The sequence below is a fragment of the Planctobacterium sp. R6 genome (assembly GCF_055755215.1).
In genome coordinates this window covers 14,707-39,953 of the sequence record NZ_JBVTQY010000035.1, presented here as the reverse complement: position 1 = coordinate 39,953, position 25,247 = coordinate 14,707, and the positions used below count along the sequence as shown (strand labels likewise).

The following is a 25,247-nucleotide window of genomic DNA, read 5'->3' as shown; positions in this document are numbered from 1 at the left end:
ATTGTTAACTCAATGTAAAAATGGACATGCAGGGTTTCCCAACTACACTAAATTCAGTGGGCTAAGCTCGTACACACAACGATAATACTAAGTAATCAGATGAGAGGCGGCATGAACTATTTTGTTACCGGAATCACCGGTTTTGTAGGACAGCAATTTTTAGCGTCATTAAGCAAGCGAGAAGGAAAAATATTCGCGCTCGTGCGACCCGGATCAGTGAAAAAAATAGAGAAAATGCGCTTTGAGCATGGACTCTCAGCAGACAAGTTAGTTGCGGTGACCGGCGACCTGGGCGAGAAGTTGTGTGGTGTTGACCCAGCACAACTTGACAGTGTAGAGCACTTTTATCACCTGGGTGCCGTTTACGATTTAACTGCCGACCAGGCACAGCAAAAAGAAGCCAATGTAACAGGCACCAAAGAGGCCATCGCCCTGGCCGAAAAGCTCAATGTAAAATGCTTCCACCACATCAGCTCTATTGTTGCCGCGGGTTTCTATCCGGGTGTATTCAAAGAAAATATGTTTGAAGAAGCCGTGGGCGTCGAGCAAAACCCTTACTTCCAAACTAAACATGAATCAGAAGCTCTGGTGCGTACCGAGTGTAACGTGCCATGGCGTATTTATCGCCCCGGTATTGTGGTAGGTAACTCGAAGACCGGTTGGATTAACAAGATTGATGGCCCTTACTACTTCTTTAACCTGATTAATACCATCGCTGAAATGCTGCCACGTTGGGTGCCTTTGCCAGTTTATCGCGGCAATCCCACCAATATAGTGCCGGTTGATTTCGTCGCTGACGCTCTGGACCACATCAGCCACAAGCCAGGTCTGGACAGTAAGTGCTTTCATTTAACCAATCCAGAACCCATGACTTTCGGCAAGGTAATCAACAACTTCCTGAAAGCTGCTAAAGGCCCAACGATGAAGCTGGATATTCCAGCCGAGCGACTACTGGATTTTCTGCCTGCGGGTCCCAGAATGTTCCTGAAAAACAAGGCCATTGTTCAGGGCGTGAAAATGCAGGTATTGGAAAACCTGAAAATTCCCAAAGAGGTGATGCTAACGGAATACCTCACTACCGAATACGACTGTAGTAATACCCTCGCCGCCCTCGAAGACAGTGACATCCGCTGTCCTCAACTTAAAACCTATGCCCGCCGCTTGTGGAATTATTGGGAACAGCACCTCAACCCTGAGTACCTGAAACCCCACTACCTGCCTGACGTGGTTAAAGGAAAACACATATTAATTACCGGCGGTTCTGAAGGTATTGGGCGCGAAGTGGCAGACAACTGTGCCAAGGCTGGAGCCAAAGTGATTCTGGTGGCCAGAACTCAGGAAAAACTGGATGCCGCAGTAGAAGAAATCAGGGCAGCGGGTGGTGATGCAGTGAGTTACTCCTGCGACCTGTCGGATCTCAACGCCCTGGATGATCTAACAGAGAAAGTACTGAAAGATCATGGTCATGTGGATATCTTAATCAACAACGCTGGCCGTTCTATTCGTCGCTCATTAAGACTCACCTACGAGCGCTTCCACGACTTCGAACGGGTGATGCAAATCAACTATTTCTCTGCTATTCGTCTGACTATGAACCTGCTACCTTCCATGGTTGAGCGCAAAACGGGTCACGTCGTCAATATTTCAACCATTGCCGCCATGAGTTCCGGTAGCCCGAGATTCTCATCTTATACTGCATCAAAAAGCGCGTTGGATGCCTGGTCCAATACTGCGGCCTTTGAATATGCCTCTGACAACATTCAGTTTACCAATGTTCACATGCCGCTGGTACGCACTAAGATGATTGCCGCAACAACGCAATATCAAAGTGTTAATGTGTTAACCACTGAACAGGCCGGAAAACTGGTTAATAGCGCGCTGATCAATCGCCCAGCAGAGGTTAACACCATGACGGGCACCATCATCAGACAGTTGGGTATCCTGGCTCCGCAATTGAATCACCTGGTATTCTCCACTCTGTATCAGTTGACTGATGACTCAGAAGCCGCCAAAGCCTCAGCATCGGCCAAACCGGTTGAAGATGATAAGCATGCTATCGCCGATAAAGCGATGGACGCATTGCAACGCCTGAAACTGGACAAGGAGACACTGGAAGCCGTGGACAACCTGCTGCGCGGTTACCATACCTGACGGAATGCCTGCACAGGCTACCCCCACAGATATTCTACTTAAAATTAAAAAGGTGCTGCTCGAAAGAGCCGCACCTTTTTTATTATGAGAATCACCCTTTCATTGCTTGTCGATAAGCCTCTACCGGCAATCCACCAACACCCCAATTGGCCAGCTCCACTTCGCTGATCACCACATGGGTAGTAGCCGGATCTTTTTGAATCTCCCGCTGTAACAACTCGGTGACGCCTTTGATCAGATTCGCTTTTTGCACCGCGCTGATCCCTTGCCCATTTTCTCCACCTTCTTTGGTAATTTGAATATTTACGTATGGCATTTTTTACCTCCTTTAAGGTTTATCTGCGTACATTTTATTGACGATACGCCACTGTCCGTCTTCCCTTAGTAACCCCAGAAAATCGATAAACACATCATCCAGCAAAGGACATAACACCTTAACCATTGCCTGTTCACCAATAATTTCCAGCGTCAGTATTTGATAATCAAAGGCCGCACCTGTTTCAGCCGGAACCGGACGATCTTCCACCCGCGCCAACCACTGATTGAGGTCCCGGCGAATGCCCGGTGCCTTGAGCACACAGTCTTCACTAAACAGAGTGCGTAGCAACCCGGTATTGGCAAAATGCAGTCCTTCGAAATAGTGCTGAACAATCTCTCGGATCTGGCTTTCAGCTTCAGGCATTGATAAAGCTTCAGATTGTTCAGCCAACACTTTCAGCATCCTTATTTTGCTCTGCCAACGCCGTCTGGAATGCTTCATGATCTATACCAGTTCCATTATATATTTACCCTCTCAGCGCAGCCTCAGGGACATTAGTTCGAGGCGTGCGAATGAAAGAATACTGGTGGTCTTGTGAACTTCGCACAACAAAGAAATAATGTTCCTGAGGCGCGTCTACGATGGGGCTGAAAAGCATTTATACTGTGTTGGATGTTTTTGATTTAGGCCCACTAGACCGGCAAACATCCGCCTTGTCTAAATGCTTTTCATCACCCACTGAGATGGGTAAATATATAGTGGAACTGGTATTACCTTTTGAATCATGCGCTGCGCTTTTTCACCGATGCGAATATCCACCGGGAAGAACTGCCCCCAGCGGGAATACACTGCCAGTAGCACATCTGCCGGAGATAATTCAGTTCCCCGCAAATAAGGCCCTTCACCCAGCTTAGCTTCCACTACTTGCCACAATTGATTGATGGCCTGGGCGGCAGCATTGAAAAATTCAAGGCGTACCTGTTCATCCTGAATGTGATTTGCCGCAAAAAATAATCGGCTGTAAGCCGGATGCATACTGGCGTTTGCCAACATCATGTGCTCAATTGCCGTCTGTCTCGCTTCACCACTCACTGGCATCAATGGGTTTGGATGATTATCCAGCAAATGCAAGATAATGGCCGCACCCTCGGTGTAAAGTCGCTCGCCTGTTGCCAAAGCTGGCACCATTTTCGTGGGATTAACGGTTTCATAATCTGATAGTGATTTTGCAGACTTGAGTCTGGGTGTTTGCCCCAGTAATTTCAGAATGGTATGGGTCGCCAATGAACAGGAATCAGGCACATAGTAAAGGGTATACATTGCATTACTCTCCAGGTTAATCAGCTTAATCGCTGTAAGGACAGTTTGCGCTGTAAATCCAACAACAAAAACACTACAAATGGAATTGCATTAGTGCCAAAATGGAATTAATAAAATCTATCGCACAAGGCTAATGAATAAATTACGAGGCATGTTTCTGTTTAGTCGTCTGGCCGAACTGGGCAGCTTTGTTGCAGTGGCAGAAGAAATTGACTCCACCGCTTCAATGGTGAGCAAAGAAATTCAGAAACTGGAGCAGGACATTGGTGCCCGCCTGCTGCATCGCTCTACCCGAAAGATTCAGTTAACGCCTGTGGGAGAAGGTTATCTGGAGCGTTGCCGACAGATTTTAGCTCAGGTTAATGAAGCTGATGCCTATGTGCAGCAAAGTCAAAATAGTATGCGCGGAAAATTACGCATCAATATGCCCATGGTATTAGGTCTGACGGACCTGAGCCTGGTCATCGCCGACTATATGCGCACTTACCCCGATGTTGAGCTGGACATTCATTTGGGAGACGAAAGTGTGGATTTATTGGAAGGCGGTTTTGATCTTGGTTTTCGCGCCAGTAGTCAGTTACTGGATTCGGGATATGTTGGCAAACCTTTAAAGGCGTTTGATTATCATATTTGTGCTGCACCGCAATATTTAAAAACCCACGCCCCGATTAAAACTGTCCAGGATCTCACTCAGCACAACTGCTTTGAATACAGTTATTTCAAAGGTGGTAAGGTATGGCCAGTGGCACAAGGCATCAAAATCAAGGGCAACCTAAAGGCCAATAACACGCTTATGATTCGCGACGCCGTGGAAGCCGGGATAGGTCTGGCCTTTTTGCCCGGCTTTGTGGCCAAACCGGGATTAGACAGTGGTCGCTTGCAGGAAGTGTTAAAAGAACAACCTAAACCTAAGCTCACCCTTTACGCCCTTTACCCCAACAGAAAACACTTGCCGCCAGCGCTGTCTAAATTTATTGAATTTATTCAAAACTGGTTCGCCAAATCAGGTTAACAGGACTTAATTTACTTAAAACTCAGCTGCAAAGCTCTCTTTAGCAAACTGCACTTTTTTCTTTTCCCTGGCAGATTTTTTCGTTACCAGTGACAGGTTAAAGTCATAGTTGAGCTTATCTGGTTTTATCAGTCGAATTTCACCGCGATTTAGCTCCTGTTGGATTTGGCTTTGTGGTAAATAACCCAGATAACAACCTGACATCACCATCACCTTTCGGGTCTCAAACTGATAAGCCCTCGCAGACAAATTGAGATGTCGCAACTGCTCTTGCCCCATGTGATCAATTTCAATCCCAGGATGAATAGCCTGTTGTTGCTCCAATGCCGATTCAGTAATATCCGAATCCAACACTGAAAACAGTGGATGATCTTTGCCGCAACACAGGAAAATGGGCTCAGATACCAGCGGCGCATACTCCAGTCCGTCGATATTGTGATACGGCGGGATCAGGCCAACATGGGCTTTATCAGCCAACAAGGCTTGTTCAATGTTAGCCAATGATTCGATGTCCAGCACCAGATGCAAATTACCAGCTTGTTGATTAATTTTAGCGATGACTCTGGCGAGCTTTTTCTGGTATTCACCGGACAGCTGATCCGAACAGAGTATCACCAGCTCGCCACTCATGGCTTTGCCCAGATTACTCACGAGAAACGAAAAATCCGTCATGGAGTCAAACAGCGTCAATGCCGCGTGATACACCTGCTGTCCTTCTTCAGTCAGCGCAAAGCCCCCTCGCCCACGACGACACAAGGTCAGACCCATTCGGGTTTCCAGATTCGACATATGAACACTGATGGTGGAACGCGTGACATTCAGACTGGACTCTGCCGCAGCAAAACCACCGCTTTCAACCACGGTTTTAAAGATACGCAGCAGCCGTAAATCGTACTCTGTGATGGGTTTAGGAATAACCGAAGAACGTTTCAATGTTTTAACATCTTAAAACTGAATATGCTTAGTTTGATTTTGAAGCCAGTCGCCCCATAAATCAAGGAGGTGAGAGGTTTTCCTTGAATCAAGTTGAAATTAAATCAACTTGCAATTAGTTCGTTCTAAAAATCACTACAATTCTATGATCGAAGTGCCTTTCCGGGGTTCCCTTTTACGCGCTATAACTTCCGCTTTCAGAAGCAACAACAGTGAGAGATATCAGGGAAGATATCTCAATCAATGCCAGTGTCATTGATGGTCACTGTTGTTCTGAAAGCTGGGGTTATGCTTTTGCGCGTCAAGGGCTGCGGGGGGGTTCTTAAGGGGTGTCGCAGACAACATCCCTTGAGGCGCTGTCGGCGCTCCGACATTACAACAAAAGAAGTTGAAGTTAGCACTTTCTGCAAACAACATTCTTTTAATTTGCCATCAACCAAAATAGGTTATCTGAAACCACAAACAAAAGGCGACCCGCAGGCCGCCATAACTTACAACATGAAGCTGATGTTGATTAACTACAGAAGTTATAAATCTTATTTAATTCAATCACCGTGTTCACAAAAGTATGCTCATGATTATCGCTGAAGAAATAATAGCTGATATCACCGGGCAACATCACAATACCAATACCACCATAACCGGACATGTATGGGATCCATGTATCATTGCTGCAACCCAGAGCCTGCTTCGCATTCCAGCCCCAAAATCCATTCTGATACTTATCTATACTGCTGCCAGCATCCAGTCCTCGGTTTGTGGTTTGCTGCATCGCATCAGCCAGCAATGTGGGATCCAACATAGTGACGCTGTTAATTTTGCCATCGTCCTTGTTCAGGAACTCAGCCAGCTTTACGACATCATCGCGATGATAGGTTAAGCCATAGCCAGTGTAGGCCTGTGCCGCAGTATCAAAAGTGCGTAACGTGGTATAGGTAACCGGACTCAAATCCAATGGTTTCCACAATTCTTCCACCAGCATGTCCGCATAAAATTCCGCACCACTGCCCTCCCAGGCCTGATAAAGCGCATTGATCCCCTTGCCCAATATGTAGGTGTCTGTAGTGTGATACACCCATTTAGTGCCGGGCGTGGCTTTGCGGCTGTAACTGCAGGAGAAACTGGATTTCTGATTGTCGGTATAGGTTAAAAAGAATCCATTCAACATAGCGGTAGAGGCTTCATCTGCCTGAAATGCATCTGAATCGTAATTACCGGTAGCCATATCCAATGTATCCTCCAGGGTAACATCACTCCACTGAGAGCCGCCACAGGAAGACACCCAGTTAGCCACCGAGACATCTTTCTGACTTCCGGCGTATTTGTGTTCCAGGCGCATAAGCCCAATACCACCCACTACCGATTTCGCGGTGGAATAAGACGGCAGTGCCATAACGTCGCAATAGGGATAACTGCCGTAACGGGTTTCACATCCGCCGGTGTAATGCGTACCATCCACCACAACACCAAAGGCGCTGCTATGGGTGGCTGATTGTTCACTACCAATCACAGATACCTGCAGGTTTGCAGTAGGATAATCGTTGTCCAGCTCGGATACAGGCTTAACCGGCATACGACTGGCGACTTCAGCTTCGTAATCCACCTGCAGTTGCTGTGCGCCGGTAACTGCGTATGGCGAATACTGCGCACCTAAAATCCCCCAACTATTAAATTTAAAATAAGCACAGGTTTCTGAAGCAATTTGATAGGCTACATTAGATACCGAGCCATCGTCTTTAAACAGAAAGGTCATGACCCCGTTGTGGGTACAGTTTGCGCCGTTTTCCTGTAATGCAAATGGCAAGGCGACCCGTGAATAATTATTGTCACTGTTTTCCTGCCAAACGCGACCAGGCTCAATAATATAAGACCAGGCCGGATGATTAGTGGCAATCAAACCTCGCTCTACCGGAATTATGTGAGTTCCGTGCTGAACAAACTCAAAACTGAATTCAGGTAAATGCTCCGGATCTGTATAGGAGCCCGCCAGACTTGTTCCCTGCTCTACCAAATTGCCAGTGGTACTTTCGTTCAACAATTCCAGCTCACCGGAAAACTGATGAGTAGGATTTTTAGCTTGCGCCGGAACGGCAAAGGCAGAGAAGTCAGTTAAGCTGGTGTAACCAGAAAATAAAGTACTATAGGTCATGGCGCTGCGACTGACATTGCCAGTGCCATTCAGGCTGTCGTAGAGGCTGGTTTGTTGCTCACCGGTAATACTGATGTTGTCAGCCCAGCAATAATCGTTGGTCCAGTTACCGGCGGCCCGCACTCTCACCTGTAACGCACTATTATCATCCAGTGCCACATTGCTGTAACTGCCGGAGTATAAGGTCACGCCATTATCCTGACCGTCCACCACCTGTACTACTGTTTGCCAACTAGTACCGCCATTACTGCTGACTTCACCAATGCATTTGTCGCTGCCTTCCAACGAACTGGCAGCCATTTCGATACTGACATTGACGTTGCTGTAGCCTGCTGTGGAAACACTTTGAGTGGCGGTACGGGCTCGGGTTAGGCGCAAGGAATAGTTACCTGCATAGACTGTCACCAGATTGCCGCCATTGCCAGACATTGTCCAGCCGTTGGCATTGCCATCCTGAAAGTCTTCCAGAAACACTTGTTCAGCGGTCGCTGACAGTGACACGAATGCCGAAGCCAGCACAAGGTATTTTATCGTTGCTTTCATTTTCTTACCTTTGTTCATTTTATGCCTGAACAAATATTAATCACAAAGACGAAATCAAATAGAGCCAGATTAAGCGTTTCGATTGGACCAGAAAGGTGCCCTGGTTTTCACAGGGCGGAATGATCGAAGTTGGTAGATTACTTCCTATCCAATGAAATGGCGGGTCTAAAGGCAAACACCAGACAAAGCAGCAGCCCTACAGTGGCGGCATTGATGAGCGGGCCATAGACTTCATTGTGTAACAATAAAGCCCCCACCAAAGGTCCTGAGGCGAGGCCCATTTTGGAAGCAAAACCGCCCATCGCCGCATATTGTCCGGCCTTGTCCAGTTCCGAGCAAATGCCAAACAAGTAAGGCAAGACAAACGCCCAGCCCACCCCGATAATGATGTTGCCATACAAATACACCGAAGCGATCTCGCTAAAATGCAATGCCCAGGTACACGCAGCCGTCACCAGAATACCAACGGTAAGGGGCAGCATTCGTCCGTATCGGGAGCCTAAAATCATAACCAGAAACGCGCCCACCAGCGCCACCCAACTGGCAGCTCCTAGTGAAGGGCTCATAAATTCAATGGCCAAGCCTTCTTCTCTGCCAATGGCGATCATGTAGGCAAATAAGCCCATATTGGCGGCCTGAAATAAAAAGATTGCGGTCAATACCAATACTAACAATGACAAGTTGGGCAGCTTAATCAGGGCTAACTTGGGTTCCTTATGTTCGGATTTAATTTGGCTGTTAACCGGATAATCCGGCAGAAAAATCAACATCACCAGACTGACCGCAGTAAACATCATAAGTGCATAAAACAATACGCTGGTGCCGTATTCAGGCACCAGACCGGGCAAATACATCAGCCCCAGGCCGCCCAACCCCCACTGAATAAACAGCAGATATCCAAAGGTTTTATCCGGATCAGTAGTGCGGGAAATAATGCCAAACCCGATCCCCACCAATAAACCGCCCAACAAGCCATGTAAGCCCCGCAGGGCAATCATAGCCAGCGGTTGAGCAATAAAAGTGGAGCTAAAATCAATTAACAAAATCGCCAACATCAGCCCGAATGACCACAACCGCCAGCGAATGTGCTTAATAGCAAACACCGCCGCCAATGCGCCTACTGATGCACCATAGAGATTCGCCGAACTGACATAGCCCGCCTGCTGACTGGTAAAACCTAGTCCATCCACCAGACCACTAACAACGGCAGGCATGATATTGATATAAAAAATACCGGCAGTGGTGAGAAAGGCCAAAAATACACTGGCGGCAATGCCATTGGCTGCCACATACCAGGGTTTGTCGGGATTCTGATTTTCTGTCAATGTCTGCTCCACCCTTGTCTCTCCTGTTATTGTTATATGTTAATGCGGCAAATATCCGCTAACTTGTTGAGTTCGATGGCGGCGTCACGCCAATTGTATTGATGCCCATCACTGACATAATAAAACTGCAAATCCGGGCGCAGAAACACCAGCGCCAATCCACCATAGCCCATCATGTAGGGCACATAATTATCTTGCTCACAGCCCAAAATGGGTTTCAGGTTGTAAGCCCAAAAACTGTTGTTATAACGGATATTGGCAAACTCAGTGGCCAGGCTGTTGTGAACGTGGGGCTGAAATGTGTCGGCTAGCATGTCTGAATGCAGCAGCGCTGCGGAAGTACCGGGGTTTTGCCACTGTTGCTGTATAAAACCCGCCAGTTTGTGAAAATCGCCGGGCAGAAGGAATAAGCCATATCCGGCAAAAGGTTGCTCAGTACTTCCCTGAGTGCGTCGGCTTTTTCGGGCCAACTCACTCAGCTGCGCCGAAGCAAAAATGCGCTTTACCAGCACATCGCGAAACACATCTGCGTCTGCATTGTCTGCATTAGCGCTTTTATCCTGCCACCAGGCCTGTAGTACAGCGCCTAACAAATAGGTATCGCTGGTGTGGTAGACAAACTCAGTGCCTGGCGTGGATTGGCGAGGAAATTGATTGCAGGCATATTGTAACTTTTGTTCATGGCTGGCAACGCTAAAAAACCCAGAGCTATCACTGCCACCTTCATCGACACCGTGTTGGCGTGACTGATAATTCCCGGTACTCATATCCAGCAAATGGCCAACGGTAACTCCCTGCCATTTGTCGATATTGGCTGCCGTGCGGCACTGTGCAATCCACTGTGTCACCGGGATAGACAAAATATCACCGTAGCTCTGTTCTAAACTCATCACTAATAAACCAGCAAATATGGATTTAGCCAGTGAATAGGAGGGCAATACCAACTGTTCACAAAACGGATACGCACCGGCCCGCGTCATACAAGGTGTGGCATAATGCTCCCTCTGATAAATCACGCCCAGCGCAGATAAGGCCTGCTCTGGAATAAGATGCTGTAGCTGCAATCGAGCAAAATCCATTTCCTGGGCATGGTTTGCCAAATGCTGCAATGGCCTGATTTTTGGATTGGTTTCCGCTAACACAGGGCTATCAGCCATGGAGGGTATTTCTGTGCTGAACTCGCTGTGCTGCAGAACAACCTGACCTTTTCCCCAAAAATCAGCCTGAAAGTAACCACAGGTTTCTGAGCTAATTTGATAATAAAAAGTGCTTAGTTCAGTGCCCGGCGTAATATCCAGAAACAGCGCCCCGTTGTGCACACAATTTTGATTTTTTTCTACCAGAGCAAAAGGCAGGGCAATCTGTAACTGCGGACTTTGCTCAGACAATTGCACCACATTTCCTACACCCAAAATATAATCCCATGTAGGGTGCTGAGTTTCCTGTAATTGGCGGTTAACCGGTACTATGTGGTAACGCCGATTGGCATGAACACCGCCTGCGGGTTGCGGCGCATCTTCTGCCAGGATACGAAAATCCAATTGCATTTCCGGCAACACATGGCGCTTGTCACCAAAGCTGGGCGGAGAAGTGTTTTGTGAATACAGGTAGTCTTCTGGCTGTGAATGAATGTTAATATTTGCCTTGCTGACATCGGGCTGAAGCCTGATGCTACCGCTTTTTAGCGTAACCGGGACGTTGCTGTGTACTGGCAAATTAAACATGGCCATAGTACGAGGCGCAGAGTCTGTGATATCCGCTAATAACAAGTTTTCTGCAACAAGCCTGCCTGCCTTATTTGCTGCAAGCGGATTATCAGCCGCGAAAGCCGCGGCGCTGTAAACGCTTAGCGAGAGCCATGCTATCCCAATCCCGGCCAGGGCCATTTTATGCACAAACAGTGACCTTATCAGCAACACCCAAAACCGCATCAACAAGGCACTCCCAGTGCTTGTAACTGCTGTTGCAGAGGATGCAGGTGCGCTTCATATCGACGCCATTTATCCACAGAGCCTTGATGAATAGGCTGTCGAACTTGTGCTGCACTGGCGGTACTTGAAGGAGCCTGGTTCTGGTGAGTTTGCGCATAAGCCTGGCGCCAGGTCAGATTACAATAGGTAAATAGCTTGTGCCCTTCCTGCTCAGGCTCAGTCACCAGTTTTTCATAGTTAAGGGTATAAACCGCTTTACCCATTGAGGCCAGCCACTGCTGCATTAACCGGTAATGTGCCGCATAGTATCGGGCCAGTTCATCCAGTTGATAGGAGAAGGGGTAGCCATGGGTAAAGAGGCTCTTATAGATGGCATAGCAGGTATCCATCGGAGAGCGTTGCACATAAACAATTTTCGCGCCGGGTAATGCCCGATGGATCAACGGCATGTTCAATGAATTCAACGGCAACTTATCAATAAAGTGCCGGGTGTGGCCGGTTTCAGGTCGGGTACTGTCGATGTACGACTGTCCCAATGTAGCAAAATCGATGCTCCCAGTTTGCCGTATCAGTTCCTGGGGGCTTCTGGCCTGGTGTCCCTGTGCTTTAACCTGCTGCATCATTTGCAATGCAAAGTTATTCAGCTCACCGGCAATGTACACCTGAGGGTCCTGACTTAACAAACGCTCCACCAGCGTAGAGCCGGTTCTGGGCAAACCCAGAATAAAAATAGCTTCGTCATTTTCGTAACCGGCAACGGTATCTGCGGTGTAATCAAACCAATCAGCATCAAACTGGGTGGCTAATTGCGTTAGAATTGCTTCGTCTCTGGTGACATCATATTGCATGATACTGCGCCGGGCGTTGGCCCCTTGTTGCAAGGCTGTAAAGCTGTCGTCATATTCCCCCATATCCTCCAGCTCTTTCGCCAGTGCATAACACACCTGAGCCGCAGGTAAAAATTGGCCTGACGTTTTAGCCAGTACCGACTCTAACTCAGTAATATGATTATTCTCATGAGTTTGCTTGCGCAACCCCGAACGCAATAATTGCGCTTCCGTATCCAGAGGATTCAGTTGCAGAGCTTCGTCCAGCGATGCTTCAGCAGCATCAATATCCCCCAAATAACGCTGCACCGACGCCAGGTTAAACAACAGCTGCGCCCGTATTCCGGTATTTTCTGGCGATTCAGAATCCACTAATGCTAACGCTTTCTGATACCGTGCCTTTGCTTCGTTGTAGCGTTGCAGGCCATTGAGTATTAATGCTAATTCAGTGTAGAAATCCAAAGAAGATGATTGAACATGTAACAACTCATCCAGTAAGTGATTGGCGTCTGCGCGACGCTGCATACGCAACAAAGTATGAGCTTTGTGCAATTGCCAGCGTTCATTTTCCGGTTCAATTTCAATGGCGGGTTCAATGTGCTGTAATGCCAGTTCAAACTGTTGCATCTGAAAGGCTAAAAAGCTGCTGGCAAACCAAACGTCTGCTGAACCAGAGCAACGTGCGATAAGCTGATCACAGGCCTGACGCGCAGGTTTCGCTTGCTGTCGATTTATGATTTCCCAGACATCATCCAGCGCCGCTTCAAGCGCTGGCGTATTTGGTAAAAGAGATTCTGAAGTTGATGAAAACTGCAATATAAACCGCCTGCTTTGAGAATTCATATTATTCGCGATAAAAAACAGGAAAGCCAGTGTTGCCACTGACCTCCTGCTCCCACGCACGACACATGAAGAAAATGCTCAATTAAAACCGATAAGTGGCACTCAAACCAATGGTTCTGGGCAAACTAATATAGTCTTTCGAGGAATTTGCCAGGAAAGCCTCTGAGGGCTCCGTACCCATATGCGATTCTGTGATTAAACCGGTAACACCCTCTTCGTTAGTGATATTCTTCACGTACAAAGACACGCTCCAGTCATCCGCCATCAAACTCATACTGGCATTAAATAGTGCAAAACCATCAATGTCGGCCTGATGTTTAGGACTATCACCCAACCAGTTCACCGAATCAGACTGATAATACATATTGGCTCTGGAAACCAGATACATACCGTTATCCAGTGTGTAAGTATGATCGATGGCAAAACTTAAGGTGTGCTCCGGTGTTAAGGGTAGCTCAGCGCCATCGGCTGCCACCAGATAGGTGGGCGATTCGCTGGAAATTCCTGATGGCGCATAAAAATCATCGGTCAGTTCGCCTTTCACAAAGGCATAACCTAACACGTAGTGCCACTCTGGACTCAGGTAGCCTTGTAATTCTAATTCCAGCCCACGGGTCTCCGCCGATTCACCGTTGGCGACAGTAAAGAAGCCCCAGTAGGACGCCGTGTTTAATTGCGGATCCTGCCAGTCCATCATAAAGGCAGACAAGGTGTAGCTGTGTTGATTGTCCAGTAATGTGCCTTTCAGACCGATTTCATAGTTAGTGGTACTGTCAGAGTCGTAACTTTGCCATTCTGCACGCTCTTCCAGACTGCCTGACAGGGGTACAGCGTTAGCACCACCCCGTCTGAAACCTTCAGAAATAGTCGCGTACAACATGGTATCCTGACTTAAATCATAGGACGCATTGACCTTGAACAGCGTGCCATTTTCATCATCAGAGAAACTGGGATCGCCCCCCAAAAATGGCCAGATAGGTAAGGACAGCTCTGTGTCATTTTGGGTTTCAGTCTTAAAGTAGCGCAAACCACCTACCATGCGAAACTCATCAGAGAAGTGATAAGTCAGCTCGCCAAACAAGGCACTATCTTTAAATTCGACATTGCGCACATAATGAAAATCATTGTCGGTGTAAACCATGCCAAAATCGCCCATGGTGTCCCACCAGCTAAATGCTGCGCCAGCCCACTCCTGATAGCCTGGCATATAGCTGTCCTGGTACACGGTAGCATCCTGGTCCATGCGATAAACGCCAGCCACCCAGTCAATATTGTTGACCCGCTCGTTTGACACCAGGCGGACTTCCATTACTGTCGCTTCTTCATCATAACCACGCACAGCCTGGGCCATAGGTCGGGGTGAGCCGTAATACAGGCCGGTAAACCAGGCGTTTTTAGCATAAAAACCGGTGTTATCACTGACCGCCTCACCGCTGTGATCATAGCGAGATACGCTGGAAGTCAGCGTGGCAAACCCGAGGTTCCACTCCAGTTCCAGTGCTGACAATGACACATCACGCTCTGACGGTTCCAGTTGCACCGCACCATTTTCATATTCACCATAAGCTTGTTCTGTGCCTGTGGTCCAGTGAGTGCCGCGCGTTACCTGACGACGCCCGCCGATCTTATCTTCCTGAAATTGGTGTGACGCCAGTAAGGTAGCGTTATCACTGATTTCAAACAAAGCTGAAACCCGGCCGTAATCAATATCAACGGTGTCAGCATCTTTTTTACTGGTGAATATAGGTCCACCCGCGGCAATATCGCCATTCTGTGCAGCTGGTGCGTAATTATTTTGGTCCAGTTGGTACAAGGTGGTGTAATCCACGATGCCATCGTTATCGATTTTGCCAAAGTTCGCTCTCACTGCGACTTTGTCGCTAATGGGAATATTCACCAACACATCAGCGCCCAAATTATGGCCATCTGAGCCATCTGTCTGACCGTAATTCAGGCCTACTGAGCCAGAAAACTCCGAGGTATCCGGTTTGTTCATGCGGTATTTCACCGTGCCGGCCAACGCACCGGAACCGTACAGGGTGCCCTGCGGACCGCGTAACACCTCTACCTGTTCCACATCTTTCAGGATAAAGTTGGCGTATAAAGGTGTCTCGTTAACATATGTCGCCACGGTAGGCACCGCAGATAAGGGCACATCACCGTTCGCGCCATTATCCACGTTAACACCACGGATAATCACACCGTTCACCGTGCCGGAATTACGATAACCGCGATCAACGACGGTAATCCCCGCTACACCACGCATCATTTCAGAGGCATCGACAATTTGTGCATTGGCCAGTTCTTCGCCGGATACTGCAGAAATATTGTAAGGAATATCCTGAATTGATTGCGCACGACGGTTTGCTGTCACTTCGATAACTTCAAGTTTTCCTTTTTCAGCCTCGGCTTCCTGAGCAAAGGCTGCAGGTGTACCTGCCAGCAGAAGCGCGGAGGAAACTGCGCTGGTCAGTAGTGATTTTTTGAATGTGACGGTTTTCATAGTGTTATCCCATTGGTGTTATTTTTGTACAGTCACTCGCAGCCTAGAACAGAGTTAAAAATCTCACTAGTACCAGTTTGCGATGACAAATTGGTCCAGTAAGGTGTTATTTTTTCTCAACTGTATTTTGCTTTTCGCCGGGCATTTGCAATTTGCCCAACTCATTTAATCCGGACAACGCCGCTTTTTCAGCCTGATAAGGAGCAAAGCGAACCGTATTGTCACGAAAGCTCTTTAGCGGCTGGCCCAGCCCCAGAACACCGCGTTCGCGGCAACGGCGTACCCGCTCAAAATCAATTTCAATTGGCATAATTTCCGGATTTTCACCGGCCTGATGCAAAATATCGCCTTCGGGCCCTACAGCGACTGAGCGCCCGTTGCCCAGCTCACCGGCACAATTTATCGATAACACATAGCTTTGCTGCTGCACAGCTGTGGTTTGGCTCATAGCCACTTCCAGATGTCGGTCGATGGTGCCAGTTAAGGTGGGATATATCAGGCATTCTGCGCCCATACTTGCCAGGGTTCTGGCCATTTCGGGAAACCACAGGTCGTAACAAATGGCAATACCGATGCGCCCCTGAGGAACATCCACCACCACAAACTGCTCGCCACAGCTAACGCCTTTTTCGTAAGGATAAAACGGAAATATTTTGCGATAACGAGCCACCACGTCACCATTGCGATTGATCACTGAACAGGTGTTGTATATCTTTTGCTCATCCCGCTCGAATAACGAGCCAGCCACCAGCCATACATCTTGCTCCAGGGCCAGTTGGCATAATTGCGCTTCGGTATTGCCTGGCAAGGCTTCCGCATTCGCGGGATCTGTGCCGTGGACGGCCAGTTCAGGTAACACCATCATATCCAGCCAGGGGAAGCGTTTTTTGGTCAGTACCACCTGTTGTTGTATATGTGCCAGGTTATTGCCGTTGGATAGGGCCAGTTGCAATCCTGCAACAGAAAAATGAGTCATAAGTTCTTCTCAGAGCGGTTTTCATCAAGACTATGGGTCCACTTTAGGGGCATCCTGACAAAAACAATAGTACCAGTTGCATTCTGAGTATGGTGCCAGTTATGCCGGATAACCTTTCACCTGCAACTGCCTGACGAAACAATAGTGCTGATCAAACCATTTCATTTCATCGCCATCCAGAATGACATAATAGCCTTTGGTTTCACCATAGCCCCACAATTCCCAGCGACGATAATACATCCCATTTTCTATCCACCAGACACCGGAATCCACTTCCGGGTCCAGTCCACCGGTACGGCCCGTCATATTGCCATCTGGCCAGAGTTCAATCTCACATAGCACGCCATACACCATTTCACATTCCAGTTGCACGCCGGGCAGCACCTTGTGCAATGCGGCTTCGTCCAGCAGCTTACCTTTGGCATTGCTGAGTTTTTCTTCGTGTTTAGCGGTGAGTTGATGGATCAGATCGGCCAGCTTTTCCACACCGGCGCGGATCTTGTTATTTTCAATACTGGTAATGCCCATGCGAAAACAGTTTTCAGGCGCCTGCTGTTGCGCAAAATAGCGTTTAACCGGCTCAATGAGTATGCCTTCTTCCGCAGCTTTTTGCCGCAAGTGCTCACCGTCCAGGGTTTCAGGGCCAGTGATCCACCAGGCTGTGCCGCCTTGGGTGGGACCGGTATTGACACAGTTAGGCAAATAAATATTCAGGGCCTCTCTCAGGGTCAGCCAACGTTCAAAAAACAGTTTGTGCAAATGCATCATGTAGGCATCGTAATGACCTAATGCCAGGAAATAGGCCACAGTGCGCTGACTGGATAACGGCGGATTGCGGGTAAACAGACGCCGCAATTTTTTAAGTTCAGCAATCACGCCAGAGTCCGCCACAATAAAGCCAATTTGCGAGGCGGATACTAATACCTTAGACAAACAGGATACGTAAACCACCCGATTATCTCTGTCCAGACTGCGCAATGCCGGATGAGGTTGCCCCAGAAAATTACTTTCAAACTCAAAGTCGTCTTCGATGATCAGTAAATCCTGCTCCGACGCCTTGTTTAACAGGGCATCCCGACGGTCCATTGACATAGTCACACTGGTGGGAGTCTGGTGGCTGGGCGTTGTGTATAAAATGTCGCAATTATTGAGTCGGTCATCCACCAGGATACCGTTTTCATCCACAGGCTGATAAACAAGCGAGGCGTTATTTTTCAACAGCAAGTCGCGCATTTTGGGGTAGCCAGGCTCCTCTACGGCCACTGTGATGCTACTGTCGACAAACAGTTCAGTGACCAGATGCAAAGCCTGTTGTGCCCCCGTGGTAATTAGAATTTCTTCCCGCTCTGCCTGTATACCGCGCCGGGGCAAGATTTTGCTGCGGATCTCATCCAGTAACATAGGATCATCTTCAAACCCCTGCAACTTTGACCACTGCACAATTTCTTTGGTGGCGTTGGCTTTACTGTTAGCCTCCCGCCACTCTTTGACCGGATATAACGATGAGTCGTATTTGCCATCAATAAAGGGATAGCTATAGCTTTGCCAGTTTTGTGGACTGGATACCGACGTCGTACTGGCAATGGCGCCTTTAAAGCGATGCGCATTGTCTCGCGACTGATGATTAAATAAAGAAGGCGGTGTTGCCAACACATTACGCCTGGCGATATCTTCACTGACAAAGATACCGCTGCGGTCCCGGGTGACGATATAGCCTTCTTCCATCAGGGTCTGATAGACCAGAACCACGGTATTGCGGGACACCCCCAGTTGTTCCGCCAGTTTGCGACTGGAAGGTAATTTGGCACCAGGTCGAAAAGATCCAACTAGTATCCCTTCCACCAGCTTTTGTCTAATCTGCCCCTGCAGACTTTCATCACTGGTGGGGTCGATATGAATCAAACGACTGATCATAATGTTTTGCTATCTCCCCCACGGTGATCTTTTGATTTAAATTTCCTTAGCCAACCTGCAAAACAGGCTGTCAAACTCATCCAGTCCTTCCTGTAGCACCTCATCTGAGATGGTCAGGGCAGGCAAAAACCGGATAACATTGCCATAAAAACCACAGGCCAACAATATCAATCCTTGCTGCGCAGCCCCTGCGATGAGCGCCTGAGTTAGTGCAACGTTGGGTTGCTCAGCGTCTCCGTCAAGGCAAAGCTCCATAGCAATCATAGCGCCCTGATGACGTACATCAGAGATCAGCGCCGGAAATTCATTTTGCAGTACCTTAAGGCGAGTAGCGAACTGCTCACCAATTAGGTTCGCTCTGGCGATCAGGTTTTCTTTTGCAATCACATCCAATACCGCCAGTGCCGCCGCACAACCTACCGGCGACCCGCCATAAGTGCCCCCTAAACCACCGGGTAGTGGCGCATCCATAATCTCGGCTTTACCGACCACTGCGGCCAACGGAAAACCACCCGCAATGCCTTTTGCCATGGTGATCAGATCCGGCTCAACTTCGGCCTTTTCAATGCTGAACATAGTGCCGGTACGGCCAAAGCCCGACTGAATTTCATCGGCAATCAGTACAATTCCTTCCTCATCACACAGGTTGCGCAGCGCCTGCAAAAATGCCGGCGGTGCAGCGTAAAAACCGCCCTCGCCTTGTACTGGCTCAATAATTATTGCTGCTAAGTCCTGAGGGGCGATATCTACCTTAAACAGGGTGCGTAACGCTTTCACCGCCTGCTCTGTGCTGACACCGTGTAAATCACAGGGGAATGGTGCGTGAAACACTTCCGCCATATAGGGACCAAACAGGTTTTTATAAGGCGTGATTTTTCCGGTCAGTGCCATCGCCAGGTTGGTACGGCCGTGAAAACCACCGTTAAAGGCAATCACGCCTCTGCGACCTGTATAGGCCCGGGCAATCTTGATGCAGTTTTCTACTGCTTCAGCGCCGGTTGAGACAAAAATGGCTTTTTTCTCCGAATCGCCAGGCGCTATTTCCACCAGTTTTTCTGCCAGCTCAACACCCACCTGATAAGGGTTAACCATAATACAGGTATGACTAAACTTTTCGCTTTGTGCCTTTACCGCCGCCACTACATCAGGATGACTGTGACCGGTGTTACACACAGCGATACCGGTAGCAAAATCAATATAGCGATTGCCTTCCACATCCCAGACTTCGGCATTTTTCGCACGCTCAACATACACCGGATAAACATTGCCCTGACCACGGGCAAATACCTTACTTTTGCGTTGTTGTAATGACTGATTTGTCACTGTTTCATTTAGCGGGTTCATAGGTTGATTCCTCCAAGACACAAATACTTAATTTCCAGATAATCATCCAGGCCATATCGGGAGCCTTCACGGCCATTGCCTGATTGCTTTACACCACCAAATGGCGCAGCGGCATTAGAGATGAGCCCTTCATTGATACCCACCATGCCAAATTCCAGCCCTTCCGCGACACGCCAGATACGGCCGATATCGCGCGCGTAAAAATAGGCTGCTAGGCCATATTCAGTGTCGTTCGCCATGGCGAGCACATCGACTTCATTTTCAAAGGCAATAATGGGCGATACCGGGCCGAATATTTCGTTACAGGCAATTGGCATGTCATTGCGCACCTGCGTTAACACTGTAGGCTGGTAAAAATTGCGTTGCGGCGTGGTTCCACCGGCAACCACTTTCGCCCCTTGCGCCACCGACTGAATGACCAAATCCTGCACCTGCTCCGCCGCCTGCGAAGAAATCATGGGACCAATTTGTGTGCCTTCAGACATGCCATCGCCAACTTTTAAAGCTTTAACCGCCTTTACAAACTTTTCAGTGAAAGCCTCAAGAACCTTGTTTTGTACAAAAATACGATTAGTACAGACACAGGTTTGCCCGGCATTACGGTATTTTGAATCCAGTGCGCCCTGTACCGCCGCGTCAATATCGGCATCATCAAAGACAATAAACGGCGCATTGCCGCCCAGCTCCATGGAGACCTTTTTAATGCCTTCGGCACATTGGGATATCAACTGACGACCCACCTGGGTAGAACCGGTAAAAGTAAATTTGGCCACATCGGGATGCTGGGTCAGCACTTTGCCCATGCCTCTGGCATCATCGCCCACCACCACGTTAAATACGCCCGCAGGAATGCCTGCCCTTTCGGCCAATTCAGCCATGGCTAGCGCCGACAAAGGTGTTTGTGTTGCCGGACGCACCACAAAGGTACAACCAGCCGCCAGCGCTGCAGCGGCTTTACGGGAAATCATGGCATTCGGGAAGTTCCAGGGAGTAATAGCTGCCACCACACCCACCGGCTGCTTAATCACCAGGATGCGCTTGTCACCGGAGGGCGCCGGAATAGTGTCGCCATAAACCCGCTTAGCTTCTTCAGCAAACCATTGAATAAATGCCGCACCATAAGCGATTTCGCCGCGAGCTTCAGCCAGAGGTTTACCCTGCTCAGCAGTCAGAATCTGCGCCAAATCGTCCTGATGCTGCATCATCAGGGCGTACCATTTTTGCATCAAAGCAGCACGCTCATTAGCAGAGGTTTTTGACCAGTCAGCAAAGGCTGCTTTGGCGCTTTTTACTGCCAGTTCAGTTTGTTCAACGTCAGCGTTGTGTACCCGGGCGATAACTTCACCGGAAGCCGGATTGGTTACCGGGAGCTGAGTATTGCTGCTGTGCCAGCTGCCGTTGATATAAGAAAAGTGTTTGAGTAATGCATCATCATGCAAACGCATTGTGTTTCACCTGTCATGTCATTGCGAATAGGTGAATTAGAGCGGGATCAGGCAACAGATAAAATACAAAACTTCCAATCTAATGTTTTATATCATTAAAACTTTATATCACTCCGCATGACATACCAGGGCAAAAATACCCTAGCTTAAAAAACTTCCATATATGGCTAAATAGCCCTGGATTTGGAGTATTAAAAGTGTCCGCTGCGGACACTTTTTCTGTCCGCGGACACTTTTCCAGTGAGACAAAAAATATTTATTCTTTTATTTTCAATGACTTATAAATTGGCACGGTACTGGCTATTTTTTCTGTAAATTTATCGAAGGAATGCCACTATGTTGCTATTACAGTTTTTTACTACGCCATTGACCATCCTGGCCTTTGCATTTTGTGTCGCTTTGTATGACGACTATTCAGCATTAAAAAGGGGCCAACAATGATACGGGATACAGGCGCACAAGATGTAGTGATGGCGACACCCCGCAAGGGCAAAATAAAGTGGATAGTCGCAGCTGCGGTATTGGTGATCGGAGCCGTATCCGCCAATGCATTGATAAACAGCAGTGACGCCAGTTTATCGATCGAACGCGCGACGGTACAAATTGCCACAGTAGAAAAAGGCGAATTGATGCGAGACATCGTGGCTACCGGACGCGTTGTAGCAGCCAATGCCCCCCAGCTATACAGTCCTGAGAAAGGGTTTGTAAACCTGCAGGTAAAAGCCGGTGAGGATGTTAAGACCGGTCAGGTGGTCGCTACAGTGGACAGCCCGGAGTTAGATAACCAACTCAAACAGGAGCGCTCTGAGCTGGCACGCCTGGAAGGTGAGCTGGCGCGTAAAGAGCTGGACACCCGACGCCAGTCACTCACCATATCCAAACAGGCGGATTTAGCAAAACTGGATCTGGTGGCTGCCGAAAGGGAAAACCGCAGAGCACAAATATCCATTAAAGATCATTTGATTAATCAGATTGATCTGGAAAAAGCCAAAGATGAACTGGCGCGTGCGCAGGTTACTTTTAAACACGCAGAGCAGGAAGTGGCACTGGCTAAAGATACCCTTGCCTTCGAACTGGAATCGGTGCGCAATACCATTGAACGACAAAAACTGGTGGTATCTGAACTGGAACGTCAGGTAGAAGCTCTCACGATTAAGGCTACCGTGAATGGCATGGTTGGGAGTCTGTTTGTGCAGGACCGTACTCTCGTAGCAGCCAATGACTCATTGATGACCCTGGTGGATCTCAGTGCTTATGAAGCTGAAATCAATGTACCCGAAAGCTATGCCAATGATTTGGGCTTAGGGATGGATGTTGAGCTGAAATTAGCGAATAAAACCGTTACCGGCACGCTGTCCGCTATTTCACCTGAAGTAACCAACCGCGAAGTCACAGCCCGGGTTAAATTCAGCCACGATAACAACATGGGCATACGCCAAAACCAGCAGTTATCAGCACGGGTATTACTGGAACAAAAACAAGATGTATTAAAAGTCCGACGCGGCAGCTTTACCCAGTCTGGCGGTTTTGTGGCTTATCGTCTGGAAGGCGATATCGCCCGACGCATCGATATACAACTGGGTGCTACCAGCATGCGGGAAGTAGAAATACTCAGTGGGGTACAACCCGGCGATCAGTTAATTATTTCAAACTACGAAGAATTTGCGCAAGCCAACTCAATTTTGTTGCGCTAAGCCATTAACTATTACAAGACAGAATAAACAAGGAATCCACTATGTTAAGTATGCAAAACATCAGCAAAATGTATCAGACTGAAATGGTACAAACTCACGCCCTAAAAGACTTTAACCTGGAAGTGGATGAAGGTGAATTTATCGCCGTAACCGGCCCGTCAGGTTCAGGTAAAACCACCTTCTTAAACATCGCCGGCATGTTAGAGCCATTTACCGGTGGTACCTATTCTCTGGATGGTGTGGATGTGGGCAGTCTGTCAGATAACGCCCGTGCTGATTTGCGCAATCAGAAAATTGGTTTCATCTTTCAAGGCTTTAACCTGATCCCCGATTTAAACCTTTATGAAAACGTTGAAGTGCCGTTGCGCTATCGCGGAATTAAATCCGCAGAGCGCAAGCGCCGCATTGAAAGCTGCCTGGAGCAGGTAGGCCTGGCCAGTCGTGCCAAACATTTGCCGCAGCAGTTGTCCGGCGGTCAGCAACAACGCGTGGCGATTGCCCGTGCCCTGGCGGGCGAGCCGCGCTTTTTGCTGGCCGACGAACCCACCGGCAACCTGGACAGCCTGATGGCCCGTCAGGTGATGGAGCTGCTGGAACAAATCAATCGCGATGGTGCCACTATCATCATGGTAACTCACGATCCTGAGCTGGCTCGTCGGGCACCTCGCAATGTACAAATCGTCGATGGCCAGATGGCAGACATTACTCTGTATCAACGCAATGGTGTTGAACCTATGCAAAAAATAGCAGGAGCCTGAGATGTTTTTACACTATCTGGATTTAAGCTGGCGCAGCTTTAAGCGTACTCCGGTGGTCAGTGTACTGATGGTATTTGCCGTCGCTGTGGGTATCGGTATCACCATGACCAGTTTGTCGGTGTATCACATGATGTCGATGGATCCCATTCCTGAAAAAAGTGATAAATTATTCCACCTGCAGTTACAAACCATGGAAGGCGAACAAACCCGTCGCGGCTCGCCAGATGGTTTACCCTACCAGATGACCTATCAGGATGCCGTGGCATTGAGCAATGCGCCCATTCCTGCACGCAAAGTACCCAGTATGAAAGCCGGTTTCTCGGTTCATATGAATACACCGGAGGTTAAACCCTTTATTGAAACTGCGCGCATGACCAATCGCGACTTCTTTGACATGTTCAACCTGTCGTTTGTGCATGGTGGCCCCTGGACACTGGAACAACAAGACAATGCCACACCGGTAGTGGTAATAAACGAAGAAATCAACAATCGTTTATTTGGAGGCGCTAACTCTGTTGGCAACATGATCTATCTGGATAACCGCAGTTATCTGGTTGTCGGTGTCATGAAGCAATGGAAACTCAATATCAAGTTTTATGATGTCAATAACGGCGCATTCCACGATGCCGAGCAGTTGTTCCTGCCCTTTTCATTAATCGCTCCCTTTGAAATAGACACCTGGGGCAACACCAATGGCTGGAAAAGTGAAGAAACTAACACCTTTCAGCAAAAAATGCGCTCTGAGGATCTGTGGATTCAGTTTTGGGCTGAGTTAAACAGCGAACAGGAAGAGCGCGAGTATGGCGAATTCCTGATGAGTTATATGCAGGAACAACAAAAATCAGGTCGCTTTGACCGTGACCAGCTGGAATACGCTCTGCGGGATGTGTTGGAGACTATGGATTACCGTGGTGTGGTATCTGAAGATAACCGTATTTTAGTCGGATTAAGCTTTATGTTCCTGGCCGTATGTCTGGCCAATATTTTAGGACTACTACTGGCTAAATTTTTACGTCGCGCTCCGGAAGTAGGCGTTCGCCGTGCCCTGGGAGCCAGTAAAACCCAGGTTTTCTATCAACACTTAGTGGAAGTCTCGTTACTGGGACTGATGGGTGGCATCGTTGGCATTGGCATTTCGCAACTGGGTTTATGGGGTGTACGTTTGACTCAGGACTATTACACCGAACTCGCCACCATGGATATCACCATGCTCATAGCCGCCCCGGCTATTGCCATTACATCCTGCGTCATAGCCGGTTTGTATCCAGCCTGGCTGGTGTGCAGAACCACGCCTGCCACTTACCTGAAAACTCAATAGGA

General features: G+C 48.4%; 18 protein-coding genes. 5 read left to right on the top strand and 13 right to left on the bottom strand.

Annotation, left to right across the window (positions count from 1 at the left end):
- Positions 1-111: 111 nt before the first annotated feature.
- Positions 112-2,151 carry an SDR family oxidoreductase gene (locus AC0J20_RS18170; protein ID WP_473022808.1) on the top strand — a complete coding sequence of 680 codons (2,040 nt, stop codon included), beginning with the start codon at positions 112-114 and terminating at the stop codon, positions 2,149-2,151.
- 91 nt (positions 2,152-2,242) lie between these two features.
- Here the strand turns inward: AC0J20_RS18170 and AC0J20_RS18165 are convergent, their stop codons facing one another.
- The 3 genes from AC0J20_RS18165 to AC0J20_RS18155 form a co-directional block, all read right to left on the bottom strand.
- Complete coding sequence (locus tag AC0J20_RS18165; RefSeq protein WP_473022807.1) at positions 2,243-2,467, bottom strand: tautomerase family protein; 225 nt, start codon at positions 2,465-2,467, stop codon at positions 2,243-2,245.
- Between the two features lie 12 nt (positions 2,468-2,479).
- Entirely contained in the window at positions 2,480-2,911 is a 432-nt protein-coding gene (locus AC0J20_RS18160; protein WP_473022806.1) for a nuclear transport factor 2 family protein, read from the bottom strand.
- A 216-nt stretch (positions 2,912-3,127) separates the two neighbouring features.
- Positions 3,128-3,730 (bottom strand): glutathione S-transferase family protein, encoded by a 603-nt coding sequence (locus tag AC0J20_RS18155; RefSeq protein ID WP_473022805.1) that lies wholly within the window; start codon positions 3,728-3,730, stop codon positions 3,128-3,130.
- A gap of 133 nt (positions 3,731-3,863) precedes the next feature.
- Between AC0J20_RS18155 and AC0J20_RS18150 the strand changes: the two genes are divergently transcribed.
- Positions 3,864-4,742: a LysR substrate-binding domain-containing protein gene (locus tag AC0J20_RS18150; protein WP_473022804.1), complete on the top strand. Its 879-nt coding sequence runs from the start codon at positions 3,864-3,866 to the stop codon at positions 4,740-4,742.
- A gap of 15 nt (positions 4,743-4,757) precedes the next feature.
- Here AC0J20_RS18150 and AC0J20_RS18145 read toward each other — a convergent pair whose 3' ends face one another.
- The 10 genes from AC0J20_RS18145 to AC0J20_RS18100 form a co-directional block, all read right to left on the bottom strand.
- Positions 4,758-5,675: a LysR family transcriptional regulator gene (locus AC0J20_RS18145; RefSeq protein WP_473022803.1), complete on the bottom strand. Its 918-nt coding sequence runs from the start codon at positions 5,673-5,675 to the stop codon at positions 4,758-4,760.
- Positions 5,676-6,189: 514 nt separating this feature from the next.
- Positions 6,190-8,367: a serine hydrolase domain-containing protein gene (locus AC0J20_RS18140; protein ID WP_473022802.1), complete on the bottom strand. Its 2,178-nt coding sequence runs from the start codon at positions 8,365-8,367 to the stop codon at positions 6,190-6,192.
- A gap of 137 nt (positions 8,368-8,504) precedes the next feature.
- Positions 8,505-9,692 (bottom strand): MFS transporter, encoded by a 1,188-nt coding sequence (locus AC0J20_RS18135; RefSeq protein WP_473022801.1) that lies wholly within the window; start codon positions 9,690-9,692, stop codon positions 8,505-8,507.
- A gap of 32 nt (positions 9,693-9,724) precedes the next feature.
- On the bottom strand, positions 9,725-11,578 hold the full coding sequence (locus tag AC0J20_RS18130; RefSeq protein ID WP_473022821.1) for a serine hydrolase: 1,854 nt from the start codon (positions 11,576-11,578) through the stop codon (positions 9,725-9,727).
- A 44-nt stretch (positions 11,579-11,622) separates the two neighbouring features.
- The gene (locus AC0J20_RS18125; RefSeq protein WP_473022800.1) at positions 11,623-13,266 is read right to left on the bottom strand and encodes a tetratricopeptide repeat-containing sulfotransferase family protein; all 1,644 of its coding nucleotides are present in this window, start codon (positions 13,264-13,266) and stop codon (positions 11,623-11,625) included.
- 109 nt (positions 13,267-13,375) lie between these two features.
- Positions 13,376-15,796, bottom strand: coding sequence for a TonB-dependent receptor (locus tag AC0J20_RS18120; RefSeq protein ID WP_473022799.1), 2,421 nt, complete (start codon positions 15,794-15,796; stop codon positions 13,376-13,378).
- Between the two features lie 106 nt (positions 15,797-15,902).
- The gene (locus AC0J20_RS18115) at positions 15,903-16,772 is read right to left on the bottom strand and encodes a carbon-nitrogen hydrolase family protein (RefSeq protein WP_473022798.1); all 870 of its coding nucleotides are present in this window, start codon (positions 16,770-16,772) and stop codon (positions 15,903-15,905) included.
- Positions 16,773-16,871: 99 nt separating this feature from the next.
- Complete coding sequence (gene pdxR / locus AC0J20_RS18110; RefSeq protein WP_473022796.1) at positions 16,872-18,686, bottom strand: MocR-like pyridoxine biosynthesis transcription factor PdxR; 1,815 nt, start codon at positions 18,684-18,686, stop codon at positions 16,872-16,874.
- 36 nt (positions 18,687-18,722) lie between these two features.
- Entirely contained in the window at positions 18,723-20,009 is a 1,287-nt protein-coding gene (gene gabT / locus AC0J20_RS18105; protein WP_473022820.1) for a 4-aminobutyrate--2-oxoglutarate transaminase, read from the bottom strand.
- A gap of 17 nt (positions 20,010-20,026) precedes the next feature.
- Complete coding sequence (locus AC0J20_RS18100; RefSeq protein WP_473022795.1) at positions 20,027-21,475, bottom strand: NAD-dependent succinate-semialdehyde dehydrogenase; 1,449 nt, start codon at positions 21,473-21,475, stop codon at positions 20,027-20,029.
- Between the two features lie 437 nt (positions 21,476-21,912).
- Here AC0J20_RS18100 and AC0J20_RS18095 point away from each other — a divergent pair, with 437 nt between their 5' ends.
- The 3 genes from AC0J20_RS18095 to AC0J20_RS18085 are packed head-to-tail and all read left to right on the top strand — an operon-like array spanning position 21,913 to position 25,245.
- A complete protein-coding gene (locus tag AC0J20_RS18095) occupies positions 21,913-23,169 on the top strand; it encodes an efflux RND transporter periplasmic adaptor subunit (RefSeq protein ID WP_473022794.1) in 1,257 nt (418 codons plus the stop codon).
- Between the two features lie 41 nt (positions 23,170-23,210).
- Positions 23,211-23,927: an ABC transporter ATP-binding protein gene (locus AC0J20_RS18090; RefSeq protein ID WP_229527866.1), complete on the top strand. Its 717-nt coding sequence runs from the start codon at positions 23,211-23,213 to the stop codon at positions 23,925-23,927.
- Position 23,928: 1 nt separating this feature from the next.
- Positions 23,929-25,245 (top strand): ABC transporter permease, encoded by a 1,317-nt coding sequence (locus tag AC0J20_RS18085; protein ID WP_473022793.1) that lies wholly within the window; start codon positions 23,929-23,931, stop codon positions 25,243-25,245.
- Positions 25,246-25,247: the final 2 nt, after the last annotated feature.

Excerpts from the sequence above, each read along its gene's own strand:
- AC0J20_RS18170 (WP_473022808.1), top strand. The coding sequence starts at position 112 with ATGAACTATTTTGTTACCGGAATCACCGGTTTTGTAGGACAGCAATTT.
- AC0J20_RS18165 (WP_473022807.1), bottom strand. The coding sequence starts at position 2,467 with ATGCCATACGTAAATATTCAAATTACCAAAGAAGGTGGAGAAAATGGG.
- AC0J20_RS18160 (WP_473022806.1), bottom strand. The coding sequence starts at position 2,911 with ATGAAGCATTCCAGACGGCGTTGGCAGAGCAAAATAAGGATGCTGAAA.
- AC0J20_RS18155 (WP_473022805.1), bottom strand. The coding sequence starts at position 3,730 with ATGTATACCCTTTACTATGTGCCTGATTCCTGTTCATTGGCGACCCAT.
- AC0J20_RS18150 (WP_473022804.1), top strand. The coding sequence starts at position 3,864 with ATGAATAAATTACGAGGCATGTTTCTGTTTAGTCGTCTGGCCGAACTG.
- AC0J20_RS18140 (WP_473022802.1), bottom strand. The coding sequence starts at position 8,367 with ATGAAAGCAACGATAAAATACCTTGTGCTGGCTTCGGCATTCGTGTCA.
- AC0J20_RS18130 (WP_473022821.1), bottom strand. The coding sequence starts at position 11,578 with ATGGCCCTGGCCGGGATTGGGATAGCATGGCTCTCGCTAAGCGTTTAC.
- AC0J20_RS18120 (WP_473022799.1), bottom strand. The coding sequence starts at position 15,796 with ATGAAAACCGTCACATTCAAAAAATCACTACTGACCAGCGCAGTTTCC.
- AC0J20_RS18115 (WP_473022798.1), bottom strand. The coding sequence starts at position 16,772 with ATGACTCATTTTTCTGTTGCAGGATTGCAACTGGCCCTATCCAACGGC.
- pdxR (WP_473022796.1), bottom strand. The coding sequence starts at position 18,686 with ATGATCAGTCGTTTGATTCATATCGACCCCACCAGTGATGAAAGTCTG.
- AC0J20_RS18100 (WP_473022795.1), bottom strand. The coding sequence starts at position 21,475 with ATGCGTTTGCATGATGATGCATTACTCAAACACTTTTCTTATATCAAC.
- AC0J20_RS18095 (WP_473022794.1), top strand. The coding sequence starts at position 21,913 with ATGATACGGGATACAGGCGCACAAGATGTAGTGATGGCGACACCCCGC.
- AC0J20_RS18090 (WP_229527866.1), top strand. The coding sequence starts at position 23,211 with ATGTTAAGTATGCAAAACATCAGCAAAATGTATCAGACTGAAATGGTA.
- AC0J20_RS18085 (WP_473022793.1), top strand. The coding sequence starts at position 23,929 with ATGTTTTTACACTATCTGGATTTAAGCTGGCGCAGCTTTAAGCGTACT.